Origin of the sequence: Mycobacterium sp. AT1, from assembly GCF_002043095.1 — a bacterium.
In the GTDB taxonomy this organism is placed as follows: Bacteria; Actinomycetota; Actinomycetes; order Mycobacteriales; family Mycobacteriaceae; genus Mycobacterium.
On the sequence record NZ_MVOC01000059.1, the window covers coordinates 1 to 21682 of the forward strand.

A 21682-nucleotide genomic window follows, 5' to 3' on the forward strand; every position below is an offset into this window, starting at 1 on the left:
CTGATCGACACCGGTGTCGAAGGTCCCTGCCCCGACGGCGACGTGTCGTTCTACGTGCCGACCACGCATCCTGGCGCGCGTTTGCCGCACACTGTCGTGGGTGACGGTCTAGGCGGTGTCCGGCCTCTTCACGATCTGATCCGACTGACCGGATTGACGCTCTTCACCGGCGACCCGCAGACGTGGGCCGCGAGCATGCCGCCGTCGCTCGGAGATCTCCCGATCGCCATGACCGTGCTCAGCCCGCCCGACCCAGACGGCCGTTCGGCGATGCTCGATCTCCTCGAGATCGGCGAGCGGGGCGCCGTCGTCGTCCGCCCCGACGGTCACGTCGTGTGGCGTAGCCACACCGGAGTCGACGCCGTCGACCAGTTCGAGGCGTTCGTCCTGAGTGCCTGGGCTCCGCTGAGTAGGGTCCGAGCCGAGGCCGGTCAGAATCCCCATTACCGCCACCAGGAGCAATCATGAGCCTGCCGCACTCGACGTCACCGGCGCCAGCAGAAGCCCACGGCGAAGCGCTAAGGGACGTCTGCGATGCGGCGCTGTGGTTGTCGACCTCCATCGTCCACCACGCCAATCGGGTTCGGCCCAACCCGACGGGGATGAAAGTCGGTGGACACCAGGCGTCGTCGGCGTCGATGGTCGCCATCATGACGTCCCTGTGGTTCGAACAGCTTCAGCCCGGCGACCGTGTCTCGGTCAAACCGCACGCATCACCGGTGTTGCACGCCGTCAACTATCTCCTAGGCGAACTCGACGAGAAGTACCTGACGACCTTGCGGGAATTCGGTGGCCTGCAAAGCTATCCGAGCCGATCCAAGGACCCCGACCCCGTCGACTACTCGACCGGCTCGGTGGGCATCGGCGCCACCGCCCCAATCTGGGGCGCCTTCGCCCGCCGCTACGTCGACACCACCTTCGCCAACACCGGCGCAGGCCGCCAGTACTCGTTGGTAGGCGACGCCGAACTCGACGAGGGCGCGGTATGGGAGGCGATCCTGGATCCCTCCGTCCAATACCTCGGCGAGGTCGTCTGGATCGTCGACATGAATCGGCAATCCTTGGATCGGGTGGTCCCCAACATCGCCGCCGGACGTCTGGAATCCATGTTCTCGGCGGCCGGTTGGCAGGTCGTCACCGTCAGGTTCGGCAGGTTGCTCGAAGAACTGTTCACCCGATCCGGCGGCCCCGCGCTACGACGGCGCATCTTGGACATGCCCAACCCCGAATATCAACGCCTTCTGCGATGCACGGCAATGGAATTGCGCGATCGGTTGCCGGGCGCAGAGCCCGACGCCCACGAGATCGCCTTCCTCCTTGGCGATCTCGACGACGCGACACTGCTGGCCGCGATCCGCAACCTGGGCGGACACGACCTCGCCTCACTGCGCGAGGCCTACACGCAGATCGACGATACCCGTCCGACGGTCATCATCGCCTACACCATCAAGGGTTACGGCCTTCCCACCGAGGGGCATCCGCAGAACCACTCGTCGCTGCTGAGCGACGAGCAGTACGCCGACCTGGCGAACGGCCTTGGCAAGGACACCACCCGACCGTGGGCCACGTTCGACGCCGACAGTCCAGCCGGGCGTCTGTGTTCGGCCACGTCCGAACGCCTGCGCCGCGACCGCCCGAGTACGAGTACGCCCCCTGCGGTGCCAACGGATCTGGGCCGCACCCCGCCCGCGGTGTCCACCACTCAAGCCGCCCTTGGTCGTGCCCTGCTCGACCTGTCCCGAGACGCGCCGGACGTCGCCAAACGCGTCGTGACCGTCAGCCCCGACGTCAGCTCCTCCACCAACCTCGCGGGGTGGCTGAACAAGGTTGGGGTGTGGTCCACCGATGAGCGGCGCAACTGGTTCGACGACGACAGGGAAACGATCATGCACTGGCGGGAAAAGCCCACCGGCCAGCACATGGAACTCGGGATCGCCGAGACGAACCTCGTCGGACTGATCTCGGAACTCGGCGCCACCTGGAGCCGTTGGGGCCAGCCCCTGTTCCCGATCGGGGTGCTGTACGACCCCTTCGTCGAGCGCGCACTGGAACCATGGTCCTACGGCATCTACGCCGGTGGCCAGTCCATTCTGGTCGGCACTCCGTCGGGCGTGACCCTGGCAGCCGAAGGTGGGGCGCACCAATCCATCAAGACTCCATCGATCGGTCTCGAGCAGCCCGGCTGTGTCAGCTTCGAACCGGCGTTCTCCGTCGAAGTCGAATGGATACTGATGGACTGCCTGTCGCGGTTGGGGCGTCCCGACGGCACGTCGTCCTATCTGAGGCTGTCCACCCGGCCCGTTCGGCAGGAACTCGCTGCGATCCCCTTCGACCCCGCCGCTCGCGAGAGACGCCGCCGCCACGTCGTCGCAGGCGGCTACGTCATTCGCGGCACCGACAAGCCCGACGTCACCTTGGTCACCATGGGCGCATTGGTTACCGAAACCCTCTCCGCCGCAGACCGATTGGACCAACTGGGCGTGGCCGCCGAGGTTGTGTGCGTCACCAGTCCCGGCTTGCTGTACGAGGCGCTGCAAGCTCGTCACGGACTAGGCGACGGTCCGTCGTGGATCTTGGACCAGATCCTTCCCGCTCATCGCGCCGCGCCCATGGTCACCGTCCTGGACGGGCATCCGCACACTCTGACCTTCCTGGCGACTCTCAACCGAGTGCCGACCAAGTCCTTGGGTGTCAGCCGATTCGGGCAGGTCGGTTCGCTCGACGCCGTATACGAGTTTCACGGCATCGGCGCCGATGGCATCGTCCGGGCGGCCCTAGATCTGGTTACCTGATCCGGCCGCGCAGCGGCCACGGGTACGGCATCATCGACGGGGCGATCGAACCCCATCGAAAGGTGCCATGCCAGAGCAAGAAACATCCCAGCACGGCGACGTCGAGAGCCTGGCCGATGCGCTGCTGGCGGCCATCGAGGAGGGCGCCGAGGCGCAGCCCGATGCCGAGGAATCCTCCCCCGACCTGATTAGCGGCGCTGCCTTCGCGTTTCGGCGGCTCGCCATCGAGTTCGTCCGTCGCTACAACCGCCTCGAGGTCACCGCCGACGCCGGAACCTTGAGTGGCCCGGTGCTGTTCGTGGCGAATCACGGGTTCGGCGGAATCTTCGACCTCAACGTCTTCGCCGTCGGCGCCACGTTCGAACAGCTGAAGCTGGACCGCGACGTGACCATCTTGACCCATCAGGTGGCCTGGACGCTGGGGGTCGGCCGCCTGATCGAGCCGCTCGGAGCGCGACCGGCGAGCACGCAATCGGCCGAGGAGGCGTTCGGAAGAGGCGAGCACGTCGCCGTATTTCCCGGCGGTGACCTCGATGCCGCGAAGGCGTGGGATGAGCGCAACCACGTCAAGTTCGGCGGGCGCAGTGGGTTCGCCCGCTTGGCGATGGACGCCGGTGTCCCCATCGTCCCGATCGTCACCGCAGGCGCCGGCGAGTCCCTGTTCGTCATCTCCAGCGGGGAACGGTTGGCGCGGGCCATCCGTCTCGACAAGCTGCTGAGGGTCAAGTCGGCGCCCGTCAGCATCTCGTTGCCGTGGGGCCTCAGCATCGGCGCCGTCGGCATGCTGCCCTACCTGCCCCTGCCGACCAAACTGGTCACGCGAGTGCTTCCGGCGATGCCGCCGACCGACGGTGAGGACCCCGGCGACTTCGCGGTGCGCGTCGAGACGGCGATGCAGGATGCGCTGACGGACATGACATCCGACCGGATCCCGCTGATCGGGTAGCTCGCCGCCCACGAGGTCCTAGATCGCTTGCGGCCACGTCCGTTCGGCGTGCCTATTGCTCCCCCAGTCCCATCAGCTCGGTGACGCCGTGGTCGCGGCCCGCGGTGTACCCGCCGTCGACCGCGATCGCCTGTCCGCTGACGAAGCTGGCGTCGGCGGACAGCAGAAACGCTGCCACGGAAGCGATCTCGTCGGCACGCCCGAACCGGCGCAGCTTGTGCTCGTGGCGCAGGGACTCGCGGGGACCTTCGAACCCGGGCATGCCCATCACGGAGTCGAACATCGGGGTTTGGATGAAGCCCGGGCAAATCACGTTGGCCCGAATTCCACTGGGCCCGTAGTCGATTGCGATGTTCTTGGTGAGCAGCACGACACCCCCCTTGGAGGCGTTGTAGACGCTGCCGCCCGCCGTCCCCTCCAATCCTTCGATGCTCGCCAGGGTCACCACGGCGCCACGCTCCCCGTCGACCCGCTCCTGTCGAACCATCTGAGCCAGCGCCGCGCGGGTCACGACGAAGGTGCCCTTCAGGTTGACGCCGATCACCCGGTCCCACTCCTCGTCGGGAAGGACGTGCACCGGACCTCCGCCTGCGACGCCTGCCGCATGAACCACGCCGTCGAGGCGGCCGGCCTCGGCGACCACGGTGGCGATCGCGGCACCGACCGCGGCGGCGTCGAGAACGTCGACGGCTTGGTACGTGCTGCGTCCGGCCTCACTCGCCGGTGCCTCGGGGCCGAGGTCGACGCCCACCACGTGAGCGCCCTCGTCCAGCAACCGTTCGACCGTGGCCCTGCCGATCCCCGACGCGGCCCCGGTCACCAGCACGCCCTTGCCCTCGAATCTGCCCATCACCCGTCCCGTCTCGCCGACACTTCCTTAGGCGACATAATTACTCAGGCAAAGAGTGAGCGGGACCACTTCGACGGTCATCGGCGTCGCACTCTTCATCACGGCGAAGGCGCCAACTGTTCATCGCATCGTGATCCGAGCGGGCTGCTTGCTGGTGATCATGACCGTCGACCTTCTGTACTCTCGACGCCAGGCCCGACCGTGTGCTGCGGCGGCCACCGCCGATTGGCGACGGCTCTATTACGACAGCAAAGATGTCCTGAACGAGCACAGATCGGTGACCACATGAGCGGCACGATGACCGGATCCGCCAAGCAAGCGCCGGTGGCCGACGAAGACATCCCGGAGATTCTGCGGGGTGACGACGACCTCCCCCAGGTTCTCGCCGACACGGTCACCGAGATCCTGCACACTCCCCCGAGTGCCCGTGGCGCGATCCACCTGGTGTGTGCGGCAGTTGCCATCGTCGCCGGGGCCGCGCTGGTGCCGGCGGCGTGGCTCGTCGGGCGACCCAACGCTGGTCTTGCCACCCTCGTCTACTCGGCCTCGATCATCGGGATGTTCAGCGTCAGCGCCGTGTATCACCGCGTGAAGTGGACCAGCCCGGCCTCCCTGAAGTGGATGAAGCGCGCCGACCACTCGATGATCTTCCTCTTCATCGCAGGCAGCTACACCCCGCTGGCGCTGCTCGCCATGCCGCCGGACACGGCAAAGCTGGTGCTGACCATCGTCTATTCGGGCGCCGCGGCCGGCGTCGCGCTGAAGATGTTCTGGCCGTCGGCGCCCCGGTGGGTCGGCGTGCCGCTCTACCTTCTCCTTGGCTACACCGCGATCTGGTTCGCCGGCGTCCTGCTCGACGGTGCGGGCCTGGCCGTCGTCGTCCTGCTCTGTGCCGGTGCCGCGCTCTACAACATCGGTGCGATCCTCTACGGCGTGCGGTGGCCGAACCCGTGGCCGAAGACCTTCGGCTACCACGAGTTCTTCCACGCGTTCACGGCGGCGGGCGCGGCCTGCCACTACATCGCGATCTGGCTGGTCGTCCTGTAGCCGCAGCTACTTCAGGGGCAACCCGGTGATCGCCCTGGCCATCACCAGACGCTGAATCTCGCTGGTGCCCTCGAAGATGGTGAAGATCTTCGCGTCACGGTGCATGCGCTCGACCGGATAGTCGCGGGTGTATCCGTTGCCGCCGAGAATCTGGATGGCCTCGTCGGTGACGTAGACCGCGGTCTCGCTGGCGGCGAGCTTGGCCATCGATCCCTCGGCGTTGACGAACGGCTTGTCGTTGCGAGCCATCCAGCCGGCGCGCCACACCAGCAACCGCGCCGTGTCGATCCTGGTCTTCATGTCGGCGAGCTTGAACGCAACGGCCTGGAAGTCGCCGATCTTGCGACCGAACTGTTCGCGCTCCTGCGCGTAGTCCAGCGCGTACTCGTAGGCCGCGCGGGCCACGCCCAACGCCATCGCGCCCACCGTCGGGCGCGTCCGCTCGAAGGTCTTCATCGCGGCTTGACCGGCCGAGCGCTTGCCCTCGCGCGCCCTGGCGATGCGCTCGTCGAACTTGTCCTTACCGCCGATGATCAAACGGCCGGGGATGCGGACGTCGTCGAGCACGACCTCGGCGGTGTGCGACGCGCGGATGCCGTGCTTCTTGAACTTCTGTCCCTGGCTGAAGCCCTTCGTCCCCGGCGGAATGATGAACGTCGCCTGCCCGCGGGACCCCAGTTCCGGATGCACCGACGCCACGACGATGTGGACGTTGGCGATCCCACCGTTGGTGGCCCACGTCTTGGTGCCGTTGATCACCCACTCGTCGTTGGCTTCGTCGTATCGAGCCCGGGTGATGATGGCCGACACGTCGGAGCCGGCACCCGGTTCCGACGCGCAAAAGGACGCGAGAAGCGGCTCGTCGACGGTGCCGAACATCTGGGGCAACCACTCCCCGAGCTGATCGGGTGTTCCGGTTGCGGCCAGCGACGCTGCGGCGAGTCCGGTGCCAAGGATCGACAGGCCGATGCCCGCGTCACCCCAGAACATCTCCTCGAACACGGTGAGCAGACCGAGTCCGCTCGGCTCGGCGGCCTGGGTCGCGAACAGTTCCACGGAGTACAGGCCAATCTTGGCGGCCTCCTGGATGATCGGCCACGGCGTCTCTTCGCGCTCGTCCCATTCCGCCGCCGCGGGTCTGACGACCTTCTCGGCGAAGTCGTGAACCCAGTCTCGGACTTCGACTACGTCGTCGGACAACTCGAGCGAAAAGGTCATGTGGCTGTTCCTCTCGGCGGAATCGACCCGCGCGTGGGTGGCTGGCATGGGTGGCGACCGCGGCACCCGATCAGTGAACGACTGTACGCACCGAACTTACCGGGCCTCTAGTTACCCCGGCGACTGCACCTGCCGCTCCGACGCGACCTATCAGTCGCCGCCGTCCCGACGTCGGACGCGCAGGATGAACGCGGACAACGCAAGAACGAGGACGACGCCACCGAGGACACCGATCTCGACGATCGCACGGGAGAACTCCGGCCCCTTCTCCAACAGCGTCGCCGCCTCGACCGACAGCACGACGATCTCCTTGATGCCGGCCAGGATGCCCACGATCAGGAACGGCTCGGCGACGATCTCGTGCGAACGCAGGCAGGCCCGGACCGCGTAGAGCAACTCGACGAAGATGAACAGCAGCAGCAGGCCGTCGAGGACCTCGAGCATGAGCGTCGAGGCCGGGGTGTTGCGCAACCTCAGCATCGTGTTGAACTGGGCGACGAGCAGGGCCACCGAGCCGAACGCCAAGACGACGGCGATGGCCCAGTAGACGGCGTCTTCGACGAAGCTCAGCACACGGTCGGCAAGGCGTTGCCGATCCTCTTCGTCTTCCTCGACGTCTTCGGTCTTTGACATCGTGGGCTTAGCGGTTCAGCCACCAGATGCAGCTCGACAGGGCGGTCGCGAACGCGCACCACAGCGGATAGGGCCATAGCGCCCTCGCCGGTGCTCCGTTGACGCGGACCGCGCGCCGAGTGAGATCGGCACTGCTGACGGCAAGTGCGCCAGCCAACACCGCCGACGGGCCGAGTTGGCGGCGGTTGAAGAACAGCCACGACCAGCTGCCGTTGAGCAGCAGGTTGAGGGCGAGAAGTCCCGTGAACGTCTTGGCTTCCTGCCGGGCGCCTCGTTCGCCGAGTTCGTCGATGGTGGCCGCCGAAACCACCGCGATGTCGGCGTAGAGCAGCGGCCACACGATCGGGAAGGCTTGTCGCGGCGGCTGAAAGCTGGGCTTGCGCAGCGTCTGGTACCAATTCGACTGGACTGCCGGTCCGGTGGCGAGACCGCCGATGACGGCGGTGGCCGCGGCGGCACCAGCGGTCTTGGCGAGGGTGAGCGGACGCATGCGACTCCTTTCGACCACTCGAACGTACCCGGCCAGGGGGTCTCTCAAGCGGATTCGCCGTCGCAGCAATCTCGTGGTGCGGAATCCGGTTGTCGAAATGTAAATTCGTTGCGGAATCGCTTGCGAAGGGCTCCAAGATCGGCGATTGTTTACCCACAGTGCACGGGGCCGCGCGGGTCCACCTCATTCCTTGGGGGCCCGCCCTTCGTGCCAAACAACGAGGGAGGTCGTCCTGAGCGGCACACACGGCTCCGCCGTCGACAGCACCACGGGAGAAGGCGCGGTCCCCCTCGAGGCCGGTCAGCCGGTCATCGAGATCGACCACGTGACGAAGCGGTTCGACGACTACCTCGCCGTGGCGGACGCCGACTTCTCCATCGCCTCGGGCGAATTCTTCTCGATGCTGGGTCCGTCGGGCTGCGGCAAGACGACGACGCTGCGCATGATCGCGGGCTTCGAGACGCCCACCGAGGGGGCGATCCGCCTCGAGGGCGTCGACGTGTCGTCGGTGTCCCCGCATAAACGCAACGTCAACACGGTGTTTCAGCACTACGCCCTGTTCCCGCACATGACGGTGTGGGACAACGTGGCCTACGGTCCGCGGAGCAAGAAGATCGACAAGGAAGAGGTCAAGCGCCGGGTCGACGAGCTCCTCGAGATCGTCCGGCTCACCGACTTCGCCAAGCGCAAGCCTGCGCAACTCTCCGGCGGACAGCAGCAACGCGTCGCACTCGCCAGGGCACTGGTGAACTACCCGAGCGCGCTCCTGCTCGACGAACCGCTCGGCGCACTGGATCTCAAGCTGCGCCACGCCATGCAATTCGAACTCAAGCGCATTCAACGCGAGGTCGGCATCACGTTCGTCTACGTGACCCACGACCAAGAGGAAGCGCTCACCATGAGCGACCGCATCGCGGTCATGAACGCGGGCAACGTCGAACAGATCGGCAGTCCGACCGAGATCTACGACCGGCCCGCGACGGTCTTCGTCGCCAGCTTCATCGGCCAGGCGAACCTGTGGCCGGGAAAGCAGATCAGGATGGACGGGGGTGTCGCCGAGCTGTCAGTCCTCGGTACGACGCTGCGCGCCAGGCCTGGCGACACCGCCATCGAGGCCGGTGGGCACGCCACCCTGATGGTGCGACCGGAGCGGGTCCGCGTCTCCGTCGACCCACCCGAGGGCGACGTCGCAACGGTGTCCGCCACCGTGACGGACCTGACGTTCCAAGGTCCGGTGGTCCGCCTGTCCATGGACGCCCCCGACGGCTCGCCGATCGTCGCGCACGTCGGAACCGAGCAGAACCTTCCCCTGCTGAGGCCGGGAGACCGCGTGCACGTCGCGTGGGCGCCCGACGCCTCACTCGTCCTTCCGGCCGCCGACATCCCGACCACCGAGGACTTGGAGGAGATGTTCGACGCGCCTCCGGAAACCTGACCGTCGAAACCCACGCTCCGACAACCAGTCCCCTCCCCAGCACCACGAAAGGCACCCCCATGGCGAACGAGATCGATCCCAGGACGATGGCGCGACTCGCCGCGGCACGCACCTCGCGTCGACGCTTCATCGGGGGCGGTGCCGCCGCCGCGGCCGCGCTGGGGCTCGGCGGGTCATTCCTCGCAGCGTGTGGGTCGTCCACCACGACGAGCTCGAGTAGCACCTCGGCAGCTCCAGACGATGGCAAGCCGGCTACCGGCAGTCTGCGTGTCTCCAACTGGCCGCTCTACATGGCCGACGGCTTCGTCGCGGCATTCCAAAAGGCCAGTGGTTTGACCGTCGACTACAAGGAAGACTTCAACGACAACGAGCAGTGGTTCGCCAAGAACAAGGAGCCGTTGTCGCGCAAGCAGGACATCGGCGCCGACCTCGTCGTGCCGACCCAGTTCATGGCGCTTCGCCTCAAGGAACTGGGCTGGCTCAACGAGATCAGCGACACCCGGGTGCCCAACAAGAAGAATCTGCGGCCCGACCTCCTGAACGACAAGTCGGACCCGGGACGCAAGTTCACCGCCCCGTACATGACCGGCATGGTGGGGCTGGCCTACAACAAGGCCGCGACGGGCCGCACGATCACCAAGATCGACGACCTGTGGGATCCCCAGTTCAAGGGCAAGGTGAGTCTGCTCTCCGACATGCAGGACGGCCTCGGCATGATCATGACCTCGCAGGGCGGCGACGTCGCCGACCCGAGCATGGACTCCGTTCAGAAGGCCGTCGACTTGGTGAAGGAGCAGAAGGACAAGGGCCAAATCCGTCGGTTCACCGGCAACGACTACGCCGACGACCTTGCCGCGGGCAACATCGCGATCGCACAGGCGTACTCCGGAGACGTCGTCCAGCTGCAGGCCGACAACCCGGATCTGGAGTTCATCATCCCCGAGTCCGGTGGCGACTGGTTCATCGATACGATGACCATCCCCTACACGACGCAGAACCAGCACGCGGCCGAGGCCTTCATCGACTACGTGTACGACCGGGCGAACTACGCGAAGCTGGTCAATTTCGTCCAGTACGTGCCCGTGCTCTCGGACATGACCGACGAACTCAACAAGATCGATCCGAAGATCGCCGCGAACCCGCTCATCAACCCGCCGAAGGACTTTCAGGACAAGTTGCACACCTGGGCCGCGCTGACCGATGAGCAGACGCAGCAGTTCAACACTGCCTACGCCGCCGTCACCGGCGGCTAGGGACCGGGCCCGCACATGGCAGGAGTAGCCAGCAGCAGTCGCCAGCGCAGCAAGATCGCGCCGTATTTGATGATCGCTCCGGCGCTCGTCTATCTCGCGGTCTTCTTCGTTGTGCCGTTCTGGTCGTTGTTCCGGACCTCGTTGTCCACGATGGGCGGCTCGATCTACTTGCCGCAGTTGACCTTTGCGTGGAACTTCGGCAACTACGCCCATGCCCTGTCGACGTACCAGGACCAGATCCTGCGGTCGCTGCTGTACGCGTTCACCGCCACCGTGGTCTCGCTGGCGATCTCCTATCCGCTGGCGTACGTCATCGCGTTCAAGTCGGGTCGGTACAAGAACCTGTTGTTGGGTCTTGTCGTGCTGCCGTTCTTCGTGACGTTCCTGGTTCGCACGCTGGCGTGGAAGACGATCCTTGCCGACGACGGTGTCGTGGTGCAGGTGTTGGGCACGATCGGGTTGCTGCCACCGGACGGACGACTGTTGTCCACGAGTTGGGCCGTCATCGGGGGTCTGATCTACAACTCGATGACCTTCATGATCCTGCCGCTGTACGTCAGCCTCGAGAAGATCGATCCGCGGTTGCTCGAAGCCTCGAAGGATTTGTACTCGTCGAGCTTCCGGGCGTTCACCAAGATCATCTTCCCGCTTTCGGTGCCCGGTGTGCTCGCGGGCAGCCTGCTGGTCTTCATTCCCGCCATGGGCGACTTCATCAACGCCGACTATTTGGGCAGTACGCAGACCACGATGATCGGCAACGTCATTCAGAAGCAGTTCTTGGTGGTCAAGGACTATCCCGCCGCGGCCGCACTCAGCTTTCTGTTGATGGCAATGATCTTGGCTGGCGTGCTGTCCTACACACGAGCCCTCGGCACGGAGGATCTGGTATGACGCTTCAGGAAGGCGCAGCGGTGGTCGACCTGATCGACAAGCCGCCGGCCAAGGCACGTCGCTCGGTCCTGGGCCCCGGCAAGCTCGGCGACGTCGTCCTTCGAGTGGTCGCCGCGCTGGTGCTGCTCTACATCTTCATACCGATCTTCGTCATCGTGCTGTTCTCGTTCAACAAGCCGTCGGGCAAGTTCAACTACACGTGGCAGGGTTTCACTCTCGAGAACTGGGCCGATCCCTTCAAGTACCCAGCGTTGGCAGAGGCGCTGCAGAAGAGCCTCGAGGTGGCGGCTCTATCCACGGCGATCGCGCTGGTGCTCGGTACCTTCCTGGCAATTGCGTTGGTAAGACAGCGGTTTCGCGGCAGCGGAGCGGTCGACACGTTCCTGGTCCTGCCGCTGACCGCGCCCGAGGTGGTGATGGGTGCGTCCTTGCTGACCCTGTTCCTCGACCTCGGTTGGGCCACCGGCTTCACGACCATCGTGATCGCGCATGTGGCCTTCGAGATCAGCTTCGTCGCGATGACGGTGCGGGCCCGGGTCAGGGGCTTCGACTGGACACTCGAAGACGCGTCGATGGATCTTGGTGCCAGCCCGACCCGCACGTTCTTCAAGGTGACGCTGCCGTTGATCGTCCCGGGGATCGTCGCGGCCGGGATGCTGTCGTTCGCGCTGTCACTCGACGACTTCATCGTGACGTACTTCGTGAGCGGGTCGACGGTGACCTACCCGCTGTTCGTGAACGCGGCGACGAAGGCCGCCGTACCGCCGCAGATCGACGTGCTCGCGACCGCGATTCTGGTGATCAGCCTGGTGCTGCTGATGGCCGGAACCCTGTACCGACGCAAGCGAATCGATCTCTAGGCGACGAGTTCGGCGGCGCCGTGTCGGAGGGCGCCGGTCCTCGGGCGGTGGGTGGACAGTGCGCTGCGGGTACGTGCCGAGAGGCGGCGTTCTGTTGCCGGCTGTCCGTGTCGGTGGATTCGTGCCATCTCGACGACGATCGAGGCCACCTGGGCAGGTTCGCCGTGGACCGTGAAGGTCCTTCTGTCCCACCACATCATCTTCGTTTCGTATCGTTCGTCCGGGTAGGGCGTCGCGGGAATGGGGGCGACGACACCGCCAGTCGACCGCCACCGCTCGAGGGTGTGCGCCGCGGAGGTGGCCATGTAGTAGTCCACGCCGAGAAGCGTGGTCAAATGAAAGCCGCTGCGAGCGTGTAGCTTTGGCCGATTCGGATTGCGGGCGCCGTCGCCGCGCATCCAGGCGGCCTTCATCTCGATGACGCCGGAGGGGATGCGTTCCGCAAGCATCCTGCGGACGTCCGACTCCCCCGGCTGGTTCTGCCACTCGACGACGGCATGCGAGTCCTCGGGCGCGGTCAGCGCGCCCTTCGTCCTGACCCCGCCGATGACGCCTCCGTCGACGTCGGTCATGACCCAGAACAGTGCGGTGTCGGCCGCGCAGCGGGCGGTGTCTGCGTCGAGTGCGTCGCTGACGCCGAACTTGGCGTAACTCGCCACGGCACCGCGGTGGTACTCGGCGAAGAGGTCGGGTGCCGCCGCCGGTTCGGCGATGGTGACCGCGCATTCGGCCGCCGGATCCCACCATGACATGGTCCCGCCAGGTAATACCTGGCTGGGTTTCGTGTATTCCAACGTCGTCATGGCTCCGCCTTCGTCGTTTGATGGACCGACTAGGGCAATATAATACGTTTGTCGCCGAAGTGCCTCTACCTGGCAATTGCGTATATATTGACATATCCAGCAAATGGATTGCCGAATTGTAAACGTGGTTTTCCACCCATTAGCCAATGGCGCTCGTCATTGTGCCCTGGACGGGCGTCGACCATGAGCGGATCGGTATCACGCAGTTGACGCAGCGGTTGCTCGTTTGGCGCGTCGCCGTCGGCGTGGCGTAGCTGACGAACGACGACGACCACCTCGCGTTCCGCACGGCGTGTCGCGGAAGCGTCGAAGATCGACGTCAGGTGACGTCGACGAGGACCGGAGGTCGGGCACCTGACCTGGCTGCCCCGATGCCGGCGGCCACGACGAGACAGATGCCGAGGACTCCCGCACCGTCGGGAGCCTGCGACAGCACCAGGAAGCCGATCAGCATGGCGAACGCCGGCTCGATGCTCATCAGGGTTCCGAACGACGCCGTGGTCAGCCGCCGGAGCGCCATCATCTCCAAGGTGAAGGGGATCACCGGCAGCAGAATGGCGAGACCGATTCCGAACAGCAGGATTTCGGGCGTGATATGCGGAATCACCGACGTGCCCACGACGAGGGTGGAGAAGATCGCCGCAACGCCCATCGACACCGCCAGCCCGTTGATTCCCTCCACTCCGTCGCCAACGCGTTGCGTGAGCAGGATGTAGCAGCCCCAGCAGGCCGCTGCGCCCAACGCGTATGCGACGCCCACCAGGTCGACGGCACCGGCCCACGGTTGGGTCAGCAGCGCAACGCCGACGGCCGCCAGGCCGGGCCACACGAAGCGGCTCTTACCCCTGCCCTTTGCCACGGCGACGCCGAGAGGCCCGAGAAACTCCAATGCACTGGCGGTACCCAACGGAATACGTGCAATGGACGCCATGAACAGCAGTGTGACCGCCGCGGTCACCACCCCGAGGAGGACGCACGTCAGGAAGGTCGTCCTGGTGAAGGCTGACGGCCGCGGTCGGACGATGACCAGCAGCAGTATCCCGGCCCACGTCAGCCGCAACCACGCCGCACCCTCGACGCCGATCTGGTCGATCAGCCCCAGGGACAACGCCAGACCGGCTTGAACGCACAGCATCGCCCCCGATGCCATCAGCACACCGGTGCGCGCCTGGTTCCTGCCCATGGCTGCATTCAATGGCACGACCACCGTTCGCGTCCACGTGATAAAGCCCGACACACCGTTCGGGAAAGGTGAACGGTCAGGTTGGTGGTCCCGGGGCGCTCACGGGGCTAGAGGTACTCCACCTCCGAGGCGGTGGCGTCCGTGAAGTCGATCTGCGCCGCCGGGTTGCTCACCGCGGTGACGACGCCCGTCCCGAACGCTCCGACACGGTCGTAGAGGGTCGCCGATCCCGTGCTGATGCCGTCGGCCGTCCAGTGTGAGTCGGCCTGCAGGTAGATCCACTCGTCGACCGGCAGACGGGCCAGCGCCACGGTCAGGTCGCCGTTGATGTATCCGATGCCCGCCGTGCCGAGGTTGGTGACCAGGCTGGTGCCCTCCGCGGCGTATGCGGCGTTGACCAGCGCAGAGTTGGCCACCCCCTCGACCACGTCGACGGCGCGATTCCGGGATCGCTTTCGCGAGGCGTTTTGGTGGTCCGCGATGTTGGGGCTCCAGCCGCCGTCGTCGCTCCCCATCGTCAGGTGACTCGAGCCGTCGACGGCGACCGGTCTCGGCAGGTCCATCGTCGCCGACCACTCCTCGCCCCGTGGCACCGACGAGCGGCGGTACTGGACCAAGATGGCTCTCGCCACCACGACGCCGTCCTGGAGCAGCTCGCACTCGGAGTTGCGCACCCGCCTGCCGTCGCGGACCAGTCGCGCCGTCGCGGTGGTGGGCACTGCGCGGGCCGCCTTGAAGAGGTCAACCGTGAGGCGCGCCGGCATGAATTCGTCGAGGCCGAACCGTTCCTCGATGGTGCGCGCCGCCAGCCCGACCAGGGCCGGTCCGTTGAGATGATCTGGGCCCCAACGGCTTCGGGCATTCTCCGTAGGTAGGAAGGTGTCCGCCGACGTTTGGACGAAGTGGGCCGCACGCGCAGTCATTCTCGAATCGTCGCACGGGGCGGACAATGCCAAGGTGGACACCCGCCGACTGCAGCTCCTGCTCGCCCTGTCACGCCTGGGCTCCATGCGTGCGGTTGCGGAGGCCCATCACCTCACCACCTCGACGGTGTCCCAGCAGATCGCGGCGCTCGCGAAGGACGCCGGGGTCGACCTCGTCGAGCCTGCAGGGCGCCGCGTGCGTCTGACGCCCGCCGGCCGCCGGCTGTCCGATCATGCCGTCACCATCCTCGCCGCGGTCGACGCCGCGCGCCTCGACCTCGATCCGGACGCCGAACCCGCCGGGACCCTGCGCGTCGGTGGATTCGCCACCGGAATCAGGGTGTCACTGCTTCCGGTTCTGGCCGACCTCGCCGTCAGCCACCCGCGCGTCGACGCGATCGTCAGTGAGTACGAGCCCGTCGAGGCGTTCCGGTTGCTCGTCGACGACGACTTGGATCTGGCCCTCGTCTACGACTACAACCTGGCGCCGGCGTCTCCCAACCCCGCGTTGGACACGGTGGCGCTGTGGTCGACGCCCTGGGGTCTCGGCGTCCGGACCGACGCGACGGCGGGTGACACGGCCGATCTGCGGAACTACGCCGACGACGCGTGGATCGTCAACTCGCGCAACACCGCTGACGAAGACGCCGTGCGAACGTTGGCGGCGCTGACTGGCTTCACCCCGCGGATCGCACACCAGATCGACAGCCTCGACCTGGTCGAAGACCTGATCCTGGCCGGCTACGGCGTTGGTCTGCTGCCGGTGAACCGGCCGGCCCGGCAGGGCGTCTCGGTGCTGCGACTGGCCGGGCCGGCCGTCGTCATGACGGCCTACGCGGCAACACGGCGGGGTCGCGAGAGCTGGGCGCCGCTGCGCCTGCTGCTCGACGGTCTGCGTCCCTCCTCGGACGAGCAGCGGGACTGGCCCCGACCCCCCTGCTAGCCGGTAGCGGCCGTGGCCGCTAGCGGTGGTCGGTTTCTGGTGGTCAGCGGCGATGTGACGACGTCGTCGGCACGGGAGTCTGAATGCACTCACCCAGGACCGTCGAAAGGCTCGACCATGCCGAACCACCAGCTGCGCATCCTCGCCGCCACCTTCGCCTCCGCGGCGGCGGTCCTCGGTCCGCAAGCCGCCGGGCTGGCCCAGGCAGACACGAACCCGGCCTGCTCCGCCGTCGAGGTCGTCTTCGCACGGGGCACCTTCGAGGCGCCAGGCATCGGCGACACCGGTCAGGCCTTCGTCGACTCCCTCAACGCCAAGCTCGGTCAGCCCGTCGGGGTCTACGCGGTCGACTACCCCGCCTCGCTGGACTTCCAGGCCGCCGCCAACGGGGTCGCCGACGCCAGCCGCCAGGTTCAGTCGATCGCCACCACGTGCCCGAACACGAAGATCGTCCTCGGCGGTTACTCGCAGGGGGCGGCCGTCGCCGGCTACACCACCGCCAGCGCGATCCCGGCCGGGTTCACCCTGCCCGCGGACATCACCGGGCCCATGCCGGCGTCGGTCGCCTCGCACGTCGCCGCCGTGGCGTTGTTCGGCACGCCAGACCCGTGGTTCCTGAATCTGGTCGACCACAGCGCTCCACCCATCGCCATCGGGGACGCCTACGTGAACAAGACCGTCCAGGAGTGCAACCAGGGCGATCCGGTCTGCTCCCCCGGCGGCCTCGACCGCTCCGCGCACAGCGCCTACAAGAACAACGGGACGGCCGACCAAGCCGCGGCCTTCGTCGTCAACCAGCTGTCGTCGACGACCGTGTCGCAGACGGCCCGCGATTCAGCGTGACGTCGCGCCGGCCCGGGTCAGCGTTGGCCCAGCGTCAGTGCCTGCGCGGACCGGTAGCGCTCGATCACGTCGGGCGTGGGGTCGGCGGTGAACGACGACGTGGCGCCGAGGCTCCAGGCCGGTGGCTCGTCGTCGCCCGAAACCGTCCACGCGGCTTGCCTCGCCGCGCCGAGCGCCACGTACTCCGCAGGCGGGGGGACGTGAACCGGCACCCCGAGGATTGCCGGAGCGATCCGGCGGACCGCCTCCGAGCGGGCACCTCCGCCCACCAGGATCACCCGGCCGGCGTCGACGCCCTGACGTGAGATCTTCTCCACACAGAACTGAATGGAGGCTAGAAGACCCTCGACGGCGGCACGGGCAACATTGGACGGCAAGAGATTTCGAGTCGTCACCCCGTGCAGTGCGCCTGCCGCGTCAGGGAGGTTGGGTGAGCGCTCACCGTCGAAGTACGGCACCAGCGTCAAACCCTCCGCGCCGGGCGGCGCGGACAAGGCGAGCCGGTCGAACTCCTCGAAGTCGACTCCGAGCATCTTGGCGACCGCCGCCAACACGGGTGCGCCGTTGAGCGTGCACACCAGGGGCAACTGCCGCCCCGTGGCGTCGGCGAAGCCCGCCACCAGCCCTTCGGCATCGTGCGGGGCGGCGTCACCGACCGCGCTGACCACCCCCGAGGTGCCAAGCGAGACGACGCAGTCCCCCGGCCCGACCCCGAGGCCAAGCGCCGCGGCGGCGTTGTCACCGGCGCCTGGACCGAGGATCGCCCCGGTGGTGGTCCGCCCCGAGGCCTCCGCCGGACCGACGACGGGCGGAACGATCGGACGTCGTCCGCGCATCGCCAGCTCGAGCAAGTCCGGTTGGTAGGTGCTGTCCTCGGCCGCGAAGTACCCGGTGCCGCTGGCGTCGCTGCGATCGGTGCGGATGTCGTCGATGTCGGTCGAGCCCGACAGCCGCCACGTCAGCCAGTCGTGTGGAAGGCAGACCGCCGCGGTCGCGTCGGCATTCTTTGGTTCGTTGTCCGCCAGCCACCGCAGCTTCGTCGCGGTGATCGCCGCGACCGGCACCACGCCGATCCGCGCTGCCCATTCTGCTGCGCCGCCGAGCTCGTCGACCAACGCGACCGCCGCGCCACTGGATCGAGTGTCATTCCACAGCAACGCATCTCGCACGATGTTGCCAGCGCCGTCGAGGCACACCATGCCGTGCTGCTGGGCGCCGACCGACACCGCGGCGACGTCGTCCAGCCCACCTGCGGCCGCGGCGGCGTCTGCGAGCGCGGCCCACCAAGCGGCCGGGTCGACCTCGGTGCCCCCGGGGTGCGGCGCCGAACCCGAGCGCACGGTGTCACCGGTGTCGGCGTCGCAGATGACGACCTTGCACGATTGGGTGGACGAGTCGATTCCCGCGACGAGGGCCACGCCGACCTCCTTTTGGTTCTTGGAATCTCCACCCTAATGCGACGGTGTTCGAGCGACTTGCCCTTCGGCGCGTTATGGGTTTGCGACCGGCCCCCCCGGGGAATAATGCGCGCATGTTGATCCGACGAATAGCGCGTCCCATGCTGGCCACCACCTTCATCACCCGTGGCGTGGACGCACTCCGCAGCCCCAAACCAGCCGCCGACGCCGCCCGACCCACCCTCGAAGGTCTCAGCAAGCTTCCGGATCCGGTCGGCCCCAACGTGCCGACGAACGCCGAGACCGTCGCCAAGGTGACCGCTGGTGTTCAGATCGGTGCCGGTCTGCTGCTCGCTGCGGGCAAGCTGCCCCGCCTGTCCTCGGCGGCACTCGCCGTCAGCGTGGTCCCCGGCAGCCTCGGCAGCCACGCCTTCTGGAACGAGACCGATCCCGCGCGCAAGGCGGCGGAGCGCAAGGCACTGTTCGCCGACGTCGGCCTCATCGGCGGCCTGATCATCGCCTCGGTCGACACCGAGGGCCGTCCGTCGCTGGGGTGGCGTAGCCGACGTGCCGCACGGAAGGTGAGCGAACGGGTCACCGGCGTCCTGCCCAGCGGGTCCGACACCCCCAACGCCCTGATCGACAGCGAGCTCGTCGACAAGTGGGGCGAGGGCATCCAATCCGGTCTGCACGTCGGCGCGGAGCGTGGACGCGAGCTGGCCCACGTCGCCAGGGAACGCGGTTCCGAACTCGCGGACCTCGCATACGAGCGCGGGTCGGAGTTCGCCGACGTCGCGCTGGAGCGTGGTTCCGAGCTGGCGGACGTGGCACGCGATCGTGCACCCAAGCTCGCCAAGAAGGCGCGCAAGCGCGGTCTTGAGCTCGCCGAACTCACGCAGGATCGCAGCACCGAGTTGGCCGACGTGGCGCACAAGCGCGGCGCCAAGCTGGTCGACGTGGCCCGCGACCGGGCGCCGGAATTGGTTGACGCAGCCCGGGATCGCGGCGCGGAGATCGCCGCCCTGGCCCAAGATCGCAGCAACGAGTTCGCTTCGCTGAGCCGCAAGCAGGCCAAGCAGACCCGCAAGGATCTCAAGCGCGCGCAGAAGGAACTCGAGAAGCGCGTCCGCTAGACCCGCACACCACGACNNTTTTTTGGGGGGGCCCCCCCGCCGTTCGTTGGTCCAGCCTTAGATCACCAGATCCAGCAGGAGCACGACGCCGAGACCACTGACCGAGAGCACGGTCTCCATGATCGACCAGGTCTTGATGGTCTGACCGACGGTGAGCCGGAAGTACTGGTTGACCAACCAGAAGCCGGCGTCGTTCACGTGGGAGAAGAACAGCGAACCCGCGCCGACGGCGAGCACCACCAACGACACCTCGCCGGTTGGCAGGTCGGCGACGAGCGGCACGATGAGCGACGACGCTGTGATCGTGGCGACCGTGGCCGAACCCGTGGCGAGCCGGATCAGCACCGCGATCAGCCAGGCCAGTATGAGCACCGAGATGTTCGCGCCCTCTGCCCAGCGGGCGAGCAGGGTGCCGATGCCGCTGTCGACGAGCACCTGCTTGAAACCGCCACCGGCGGCGACGATCAGGATGATGCCGGCGACCGGCGGGAGACCGGATTCGATGCAGGAGGTGACCTCGCTGCGGTCCATCCCGGCGCCGCGGCCGAGGGTGAACATGCCGACGATGACGGCGATGAGAAGCGCGATCAGCGGGGTGCCGAGGGTGTCGAACACCAACCGGACCAGGTTGGCCTTGTCGTCGATGAAGATGTCGACCAGTGCCTTGCCGAGCATCAGCACGACGGGCAGCAGCACCGAGAACAGCGTGATGCCGAACGACGGTCGGCGTCGGTCTTCGCCATCGGTGAAGCGGTCCGCGTCGAAGGTGTCGGGCGCGTCGACGACGACCCACTTCCCTGCGAGCTTTCCGAACAACGGTCCTGCCAGCACGATGGTCGGGATCGCCACTGCGACACCGAGAGCCAGCGTGACGCCGAGGTCGGCGTCGAGGAGCCCGACGGCGGTCAGTGGCCCTGGATGCGGTGGGACGAACCCGTGCATCGCCGAAAGGCCTGCCAGAGCTGGGATTCCGACGGTGATCAAGGACAGCTGCGAGCGGCGCGAGACCAGGTAGATGACCGGAATCAGCAGCACCAGGCCGATCTCGAAGAACATGGGGAGGCCGATGATCGCGCCGACCAACGCCATTGCCCACGGCAACATTCGTGGTGACGCGTGCCCGACGATGGTGTCGACTATCTCGTCGGCTCCGCCGGAATCGGCCAGCAGCTTGGCGAACATCGCGCCAAGCGCGATGAGGATGCCGACACCGGCGGCGGTCTCACCGAAACCCTTGGTGAAGGACGCCAGCACGGTGGTGAGGTTCTCCCCCGCCACCATTCCGACCGTCAGCCCACCAAAGATCAACGACAGGAAGGGATGAAGCTTGACGATGGTGATCAGCACGACGATGACGCCGATGCCGACGAGGAACGCCAGGACGAGGTGCCAACCCGAGGCCACCGGCTCGGTGAGTTTCGGGGCGTCGTCGGCGAGCAGGGTAATTCCGTTGATCATCACAGCTCCCGTTGGGTCAGCGTTACGTATTCGTTCACGATTGAGTCGATGTTCTGGTCGACGTTGACGTCGACGCCGTTCTCGTCGGCCGCCAGTGGCTCGAGGGTCTCGAATTGGGACGCGAGCAGCGAGGCCGGCATGAAGTGTCCCGGTCGGCTGGCCTGCCTGCGGCCGATCACTTCTGGCGTTCCCGCGAGGTGAAGGAAGTCCACGTCGGGACAGTGCTCCCGAAGTTGGTCGCGGTAGGTGCGTTTGAGTGCCGAGCAGCTCATCACGCCGCCCTCGGCGTGGGCGGCCAGCCATTCCCCGATCGACTCCAGCCAGGGCCGCCGGTCGTCGTCGTCGAGGGCGTGACCCGCGGTCATCTTGGCGATGTTGGCCTCGGGGTGGAAGTCGTCCGCGTCGGCGAATGGAACTCGTAGTCGTTGGGCGAGTGCTGCGCCAACGGTCGACTTGCCGGACCCGGACACACCCATTACGACGATTGGCGCCATGCCAGCCCACCTCCCGATCGGTCGCACCCAGTTGTGCTTGTCGTCACACAGAGTGCCTCAATAGTAAGATCATTACAAGCGTTTGAGCGA

21 protein-coding genes and 1 pseudogene are annotated in these 21682 nt (G+C 66.7%); 12 read left to right on the forward strand and 10 right to left on the reverse strand.

What is annotated here, in order from left to right:
- The 3 genes and pseudogenes from B1790_RS34800 to B1790_RS25840 form a co-directional block, all read left to right on the forward strand.
- A pseudogene (locus B1790_RS34800) lies at positions 1–468 on the forward strand (hypothetical protein); the annotation flags it as partial.
- On the forward strand, positions 465–2792 hold the full coding sequence (locus B1790_RS25835) for a pyruvate dehydrogenase (protein WP_079926154.1): 2328 nt from the start codon (positions 465–467) through the stop codon (positions 2790–2792). The pseudogene B1790_RS34800 and the gene B1790_RS25835, both read left to right, overlap by 4 nt.
- Positions 2793–2859: 67 nt before the next feature.
- Positions 2860–3738: a 1-acyl-sn-glycerol-3-phosphate acyltransferase gene (locus tag B1790_RS25840; protein WP_079926155.1), complete on the forward strand. Its 879-nt coding sequence runs from the start codon at positions 2860–2862 to the stop codon at positions 3736–3738.
- 52 nt (positions 3739–3790) lie between these two features.
- Here B1790_RS25840 and B1790_RS25845 read toward each other — a convergent pair whose 3' ends face one another.
- Complete coding sequence (locus tag B1790_RS25845; protein ID WP_079926156.1) at positions 3791–4588, reverse strand: SDR family NAD(P)-dependent oxidoreductase; 798 nt, start codon at positions 4586–4588, stop codon at positions 3791–3793.
- 55 nt (positions 4589–4643) lie between these two features.
- Between B1790_RS25845 and B1790_RS25850 the strand changes: the two genes are divergently transcribed.
- Both B1790_RS25850 and B1790_RS25855 read left to right on the forward strand, forming a co-directional pair.
- Entirely contained in the window at positions 4644–4877 is a 234-nt protein-coding gene (locus B1790_RS25850) for a hypothetical protein (RefSeq protein WP_079926157.1), read from the forward strand.
- An 8-nt stretch (positions 4878–4885) separates the two neighbouring features.
- On the forward strand, positions 4886–5635 hold the full coding sequence (locus tag B1790_RS25855; RefSeq protein WP_142271518.1) for a hemolysin III family protein: 750 nt from the start codon (positions 4886–4888) through the stop codon (positions 5633–5635).
- Positions 5636–5641: 6 nt separating this feature from the next.
- Here B1790_RS25855 and B1790_RS25860 read toward each other — a convergent pair whose 3' ends face one another.
- The 3 genes from B1790_RS25860 to B1790_RS25870 all read right to left on the reverse strand — a co-directional run bounded on the left by B1790_RS25860 (position 5642) and on the right by B1790_RS25870 (position 7976).
- Positions 5642–6853, reverse strand: coding sequence for an acyl-CoA dehydrogenase family protein (locus B1790_RS25860; RefSeq protein ID WP_079926159.1), 1212 nt, complete (start codon positions 6851–6853; stop codon positions 5642–5644).
- A 150-nt stretch (positions 6854–7003) separates the two neighbouring features.
- A complete protein-coding gene (locus B1790_RS25865) occupies positions 7004–7486 on the reverse strand; it encodes a phosphate-starvation-inducible PsiE family protein (protein WP_079926160.1) in 483 nt (160 codons plus the stop codon).
- 7 nt (positions 7487–7493) lie between these two features.
- Positions 7494–7976 carry a TspO/MBR family protein gene (locus B1790_RS25870; protein WP_079926161.1) on the reverse strand — a complete coding sequence of 161 codons (483 nt, stop codon included), beginning with the start codon at positions 7974–7976 and terminating at the stop codon, positions 7494–7496.
- 325 nt (positions 7977–8301) lie between these two features.
- On the opposite strand from B1790_RS25870, the gene B1790_RS25875 reads away from it, so the two are divergent.
- Genes B1790_RS25875 through B1790_RS25890 form a run of 4 tightly spaced genes read left to right on the forward strand, consistent with a single transcriptional unit; the run spans position 8302 to position 12415 of the window.
- Entirely contained in the window at positions 8302–9411 is a 1110-nt protein-coding gene (locus B1790_RS25875; protein ID WP_304528838.1) for an ABC transporter ATP-binding protein, read from the forward strand.
- 59 nt (positions 9412–9470) lie between these two features.
- Positions 9471–10664 carry a spermidine/putrescine ABC transporter substrate-binding protein gene (locus B1790_RS25880; protein WP_079926162.1) on the forward strand — a complete coding sequence of 398 codons (1194 nt, stop codon included), beginning with the start codon at positions 9471–9473 and terminating at the stop codon, positions 10662–10664.
- A gap of 15 nt (positions 10665–10679) precedes the next feature.
- Complete coding sequence (locus B1790_RS25885) at positions 10680–11555, forward strand: ABC transporter permease (RefSeq protein WP_079926163.1); 876 nt, start codon at positions 10680–10682, stop codon at positions 11553–11555.
- A complete protein-coding gene (locus B1790_RS25890; protein WP_079926164.1) occupies positions 11552–12415 on the forward strand; it encodes an ABC transporter permease in 864 nt (287 codons plus the stop codon). Before B1790_RS25885 ends, B1790_RS25890 begins: the two co-directional genes overlap by 4 nt.
- Here B1790_RS25890 and B1790_RS25895 read toward each other — a convergent pair.
- The 3 genes from B1790_RS25895 to B1790_RS25905 form a co-directional block, all read right to left on the reverse strand.
- Positions 12412–13218 carry a hypothetical protein gene (locus B1790_RS25895; RefSeq protein ID WP_198952122.1) on the reverse strand — a complete coding sequence of 269 codons (807 nt, stop codon included), beginning with the start codon at positions 13216–13218 and terminating at the stop codon, positions 12412–12414. The two genes, B1790_RS25890 and B1790_RS25895, sit on opposite strands and share 4 nt — an antisense overlap.
- Before the next feature lie 319 nt (positions 13219–13537).
- Positions 13538–14401 carry a DMT family transporter gene (locus B1790_RS25900; protein WP_079926165.1) on the reverse strand — a complete coding sequence of 288 codons (864 nt, stop codon included), beginning with the start codon at positions 14399–14401 and terminating at the stop codon, positions 13538–13540.
- A 107-nt stretch (positions 14402–14508) separates the two neighbouring features.
- On the reverse strand, positions 14509–15324 hold the full coding sequence (locus B1790_RS25905) for an acyl-CoA thioesterase domain-containing protein (protein WP_079926166.1): 816 nt from the start codon (positions 15322–15324) through the stop codon (positions 14509–14511).
- A 34-nt stretch (positions 15325–15358) separates the two neighbouring features.
- Here B1790_RS25905 and B1790_RS25910 point away from each other — a divergent pair, with 34 nt between their 5' ends.
- Together B1790_RS25910 and B1790_RS25915 are read left to right on the forward strand one after the other, a co-directional pair.
- Entirely contained in the window at positions 15359–16267 is a 909-nt protein-coding gene (locus B1790_RS25910; protein WP_079926167.1) for a LysR family transcriptional regulator, read from the forward strand.
- Positions 16268–16384: 117 nt separating this feature from the next.
- Complete coding sequence (locus B1790_RS25915) at positions 16385–17110, forward strand: alpha/beta fold hydrolase (RefSeq protein ID WP_079926168.1); 726 nt, start codon at positions 16385–16387, stop codon at positions 17108–17110.
- A gap of 17 nt (positions 17111–17127) precedes the next feature.
- Here B1790_RS25915 and B1790_RS25920 read toward each other — a convergent pair whose 3' ends face one another.
- Complete coding sequence (locus tag B1790_RS25920) at positions 17128–18528, reverse strand: xylulokinase (RefSeq protein WP_079926169.1); 1401 nt, start codon at positions 18526–18528, stop codon at positions 17128–17130.
- Positions 18529–18641: 113 nt separating this feature from the next.
- Between B1790_RS25920 and B1790_RS25925 the strand changes: the two genes are divergently transcribed.
- On the forward strand, positions 18642–19640 hold the full coding sequence (locus B1790_RS25925; protein ID WP_079926170.1) for a DoxX family protein: 999 nt from the start codon (positions 18642–18644) through the stop codon (positions 19638–19640).
- 57 nt (positions 19641–19697) lie between these two features.
- Here the strand turns inward: B1790_RS25925 and B1790_RS25930 are convergent, their stop codons facing one another.
- Both B1790_RS25930 and B1790_RS25935 read right to left on the reverse strand, forming a co-directional pair.
- On the reverse strand, positions 19698–21098 hold the full coding sequence (locus B1790_RS25930; RefSeq protein WP_079926171.1) for a GntP family permease: 1401 nt from the start codon (positions 21096–21098) through the stop codon (positions 19698–19700).
- Entirely contained in the window at positions 21098–21592 is a 495-nt protein-coding gene (locus B1790_RS25935) for a gluconokinase (RefSeq protein WP_079926172.1), read from the reverse strand. The genes B1790_RS25930 and B1790_RS25935 overlap by 1 nt, the downstream gene beginning before the upstream one ends.
- Positions 21593–21682 lie beyond the last annotated feature (90 nt).

Coding starts and splice junctions, on each gene's coding strand:
- B1790_RS25905 (WP_079926166.1), bottom strand. CDS start 15,324: ATGACTGCGCGTGCGGCCCACTTCGTCCAAACGTCGGCGGACACCTTC.
- B1790_RS25840 (WP_079926155.1), top strand. CDS start 2,860: ATGCCAGAGCAAGAAACATCCCAGCACGGCGACGTCGAGAGCCTGGCC.
- B1790_RS25835 (WP_079926154.1), top strand. CDS start 465: ATGAGCCTGCCGCACTCGACGTCACCGGCGCCAGCAGAAGCCCACGGC.
- B1790_RS25885 (WP_079926163.1), top strand. CDS start 10,680: ATGGCAGGAGTAGCCAGCAGCAGTCGCCAGCGCAGCAAGATCGCGCCG.
- B1790_RS25900 (WP_079926165.1), bottom strand. CDS start 14,401: ATGGGCAGGAACCAGGCGCGCACCGGTGTGCTGATGGCATCGGGGGCG.
- B1790_RS25930 (WP_079926171.1), bottom strand. CDS start 21,098: ATGATCAACGGAATTACCCTGCTCGCCGACGACGCCCCGAAACTCACC.
- B1790_RS25845 (WP_079926156.1), bottom strand. CDS start 4,588: ATGGGCAGATTCGAGGGCAAGGGCGTGCTGGTGACCGGGGCCGCGTCG.
- B1790_RS25935 (WP_079926172.1), bottom strand. CDS start 21,592: ATGGCGCCAATCGTCGTAATGGGTGTGTCCGGGTCCGGCAAGTCGACC.
- B1790_RS25855 (WP_142271518.1), top strand. CDS start 4,886: ATGACCGGATCCGCCAAGCAAGCGCCGGTGGCCGACGAAGACATCCCG.
- B1790_RS25890 (WP_079926164.1), top strand. CDS start 11,552: ATGACGCTTCAGGAAGGCGCAGCGGTGGTCGACCTGATCGACAAGCCG.
- B1790_RS25895 (WP_198952122.1), bottom strand. CDS start 13,218: ATGACGACGTTGGAATACACGAAACCCAGCCAGGTATTACCTGGCGGG.
- B1790_RS25860 (WP_079926159.1), bottom strand. CDS start 6,853: ATGACCTTTTCGCTCGAGTTGTCCGACGACGTAGTCGAAGTCCGAGAC.
- B1790_RS25865 (WP_079926160.1), bottom strand. CDS start 7,486: ATGTCAAAGACCGAAGACGTCGAGGAAGACGAAGAGGATCGGCAACGC.
- B1790_RS25925 (WP_079926170.1), top strand. CDS start 18,642: ATGTTGATCCGACGAATAGCGCGTCCCATGCTGGCCACCACCTTCATC.
- B1790_RS25915 (WP_079926168.1), top strand. CDS start 16,385: ATGCCGAACCACCAGCTGCGCATCCTCGCCGCCACCTTCGCCTCCGCG.
- B1790_RS25880 (WP_079926162.1), top strand. CDS start 9,471: ATGGCGAACGAGATCGATCCCAGGACGATGGCGCGACTCGCCGCGGCA.
- B1790_RS25870 (WP_079926161.1), bottom strand. CDS start 7,976: ATGCGTCCGCTCACCCTCGCCAAGACCGCTGGTGCCGCCGCGGCCACC.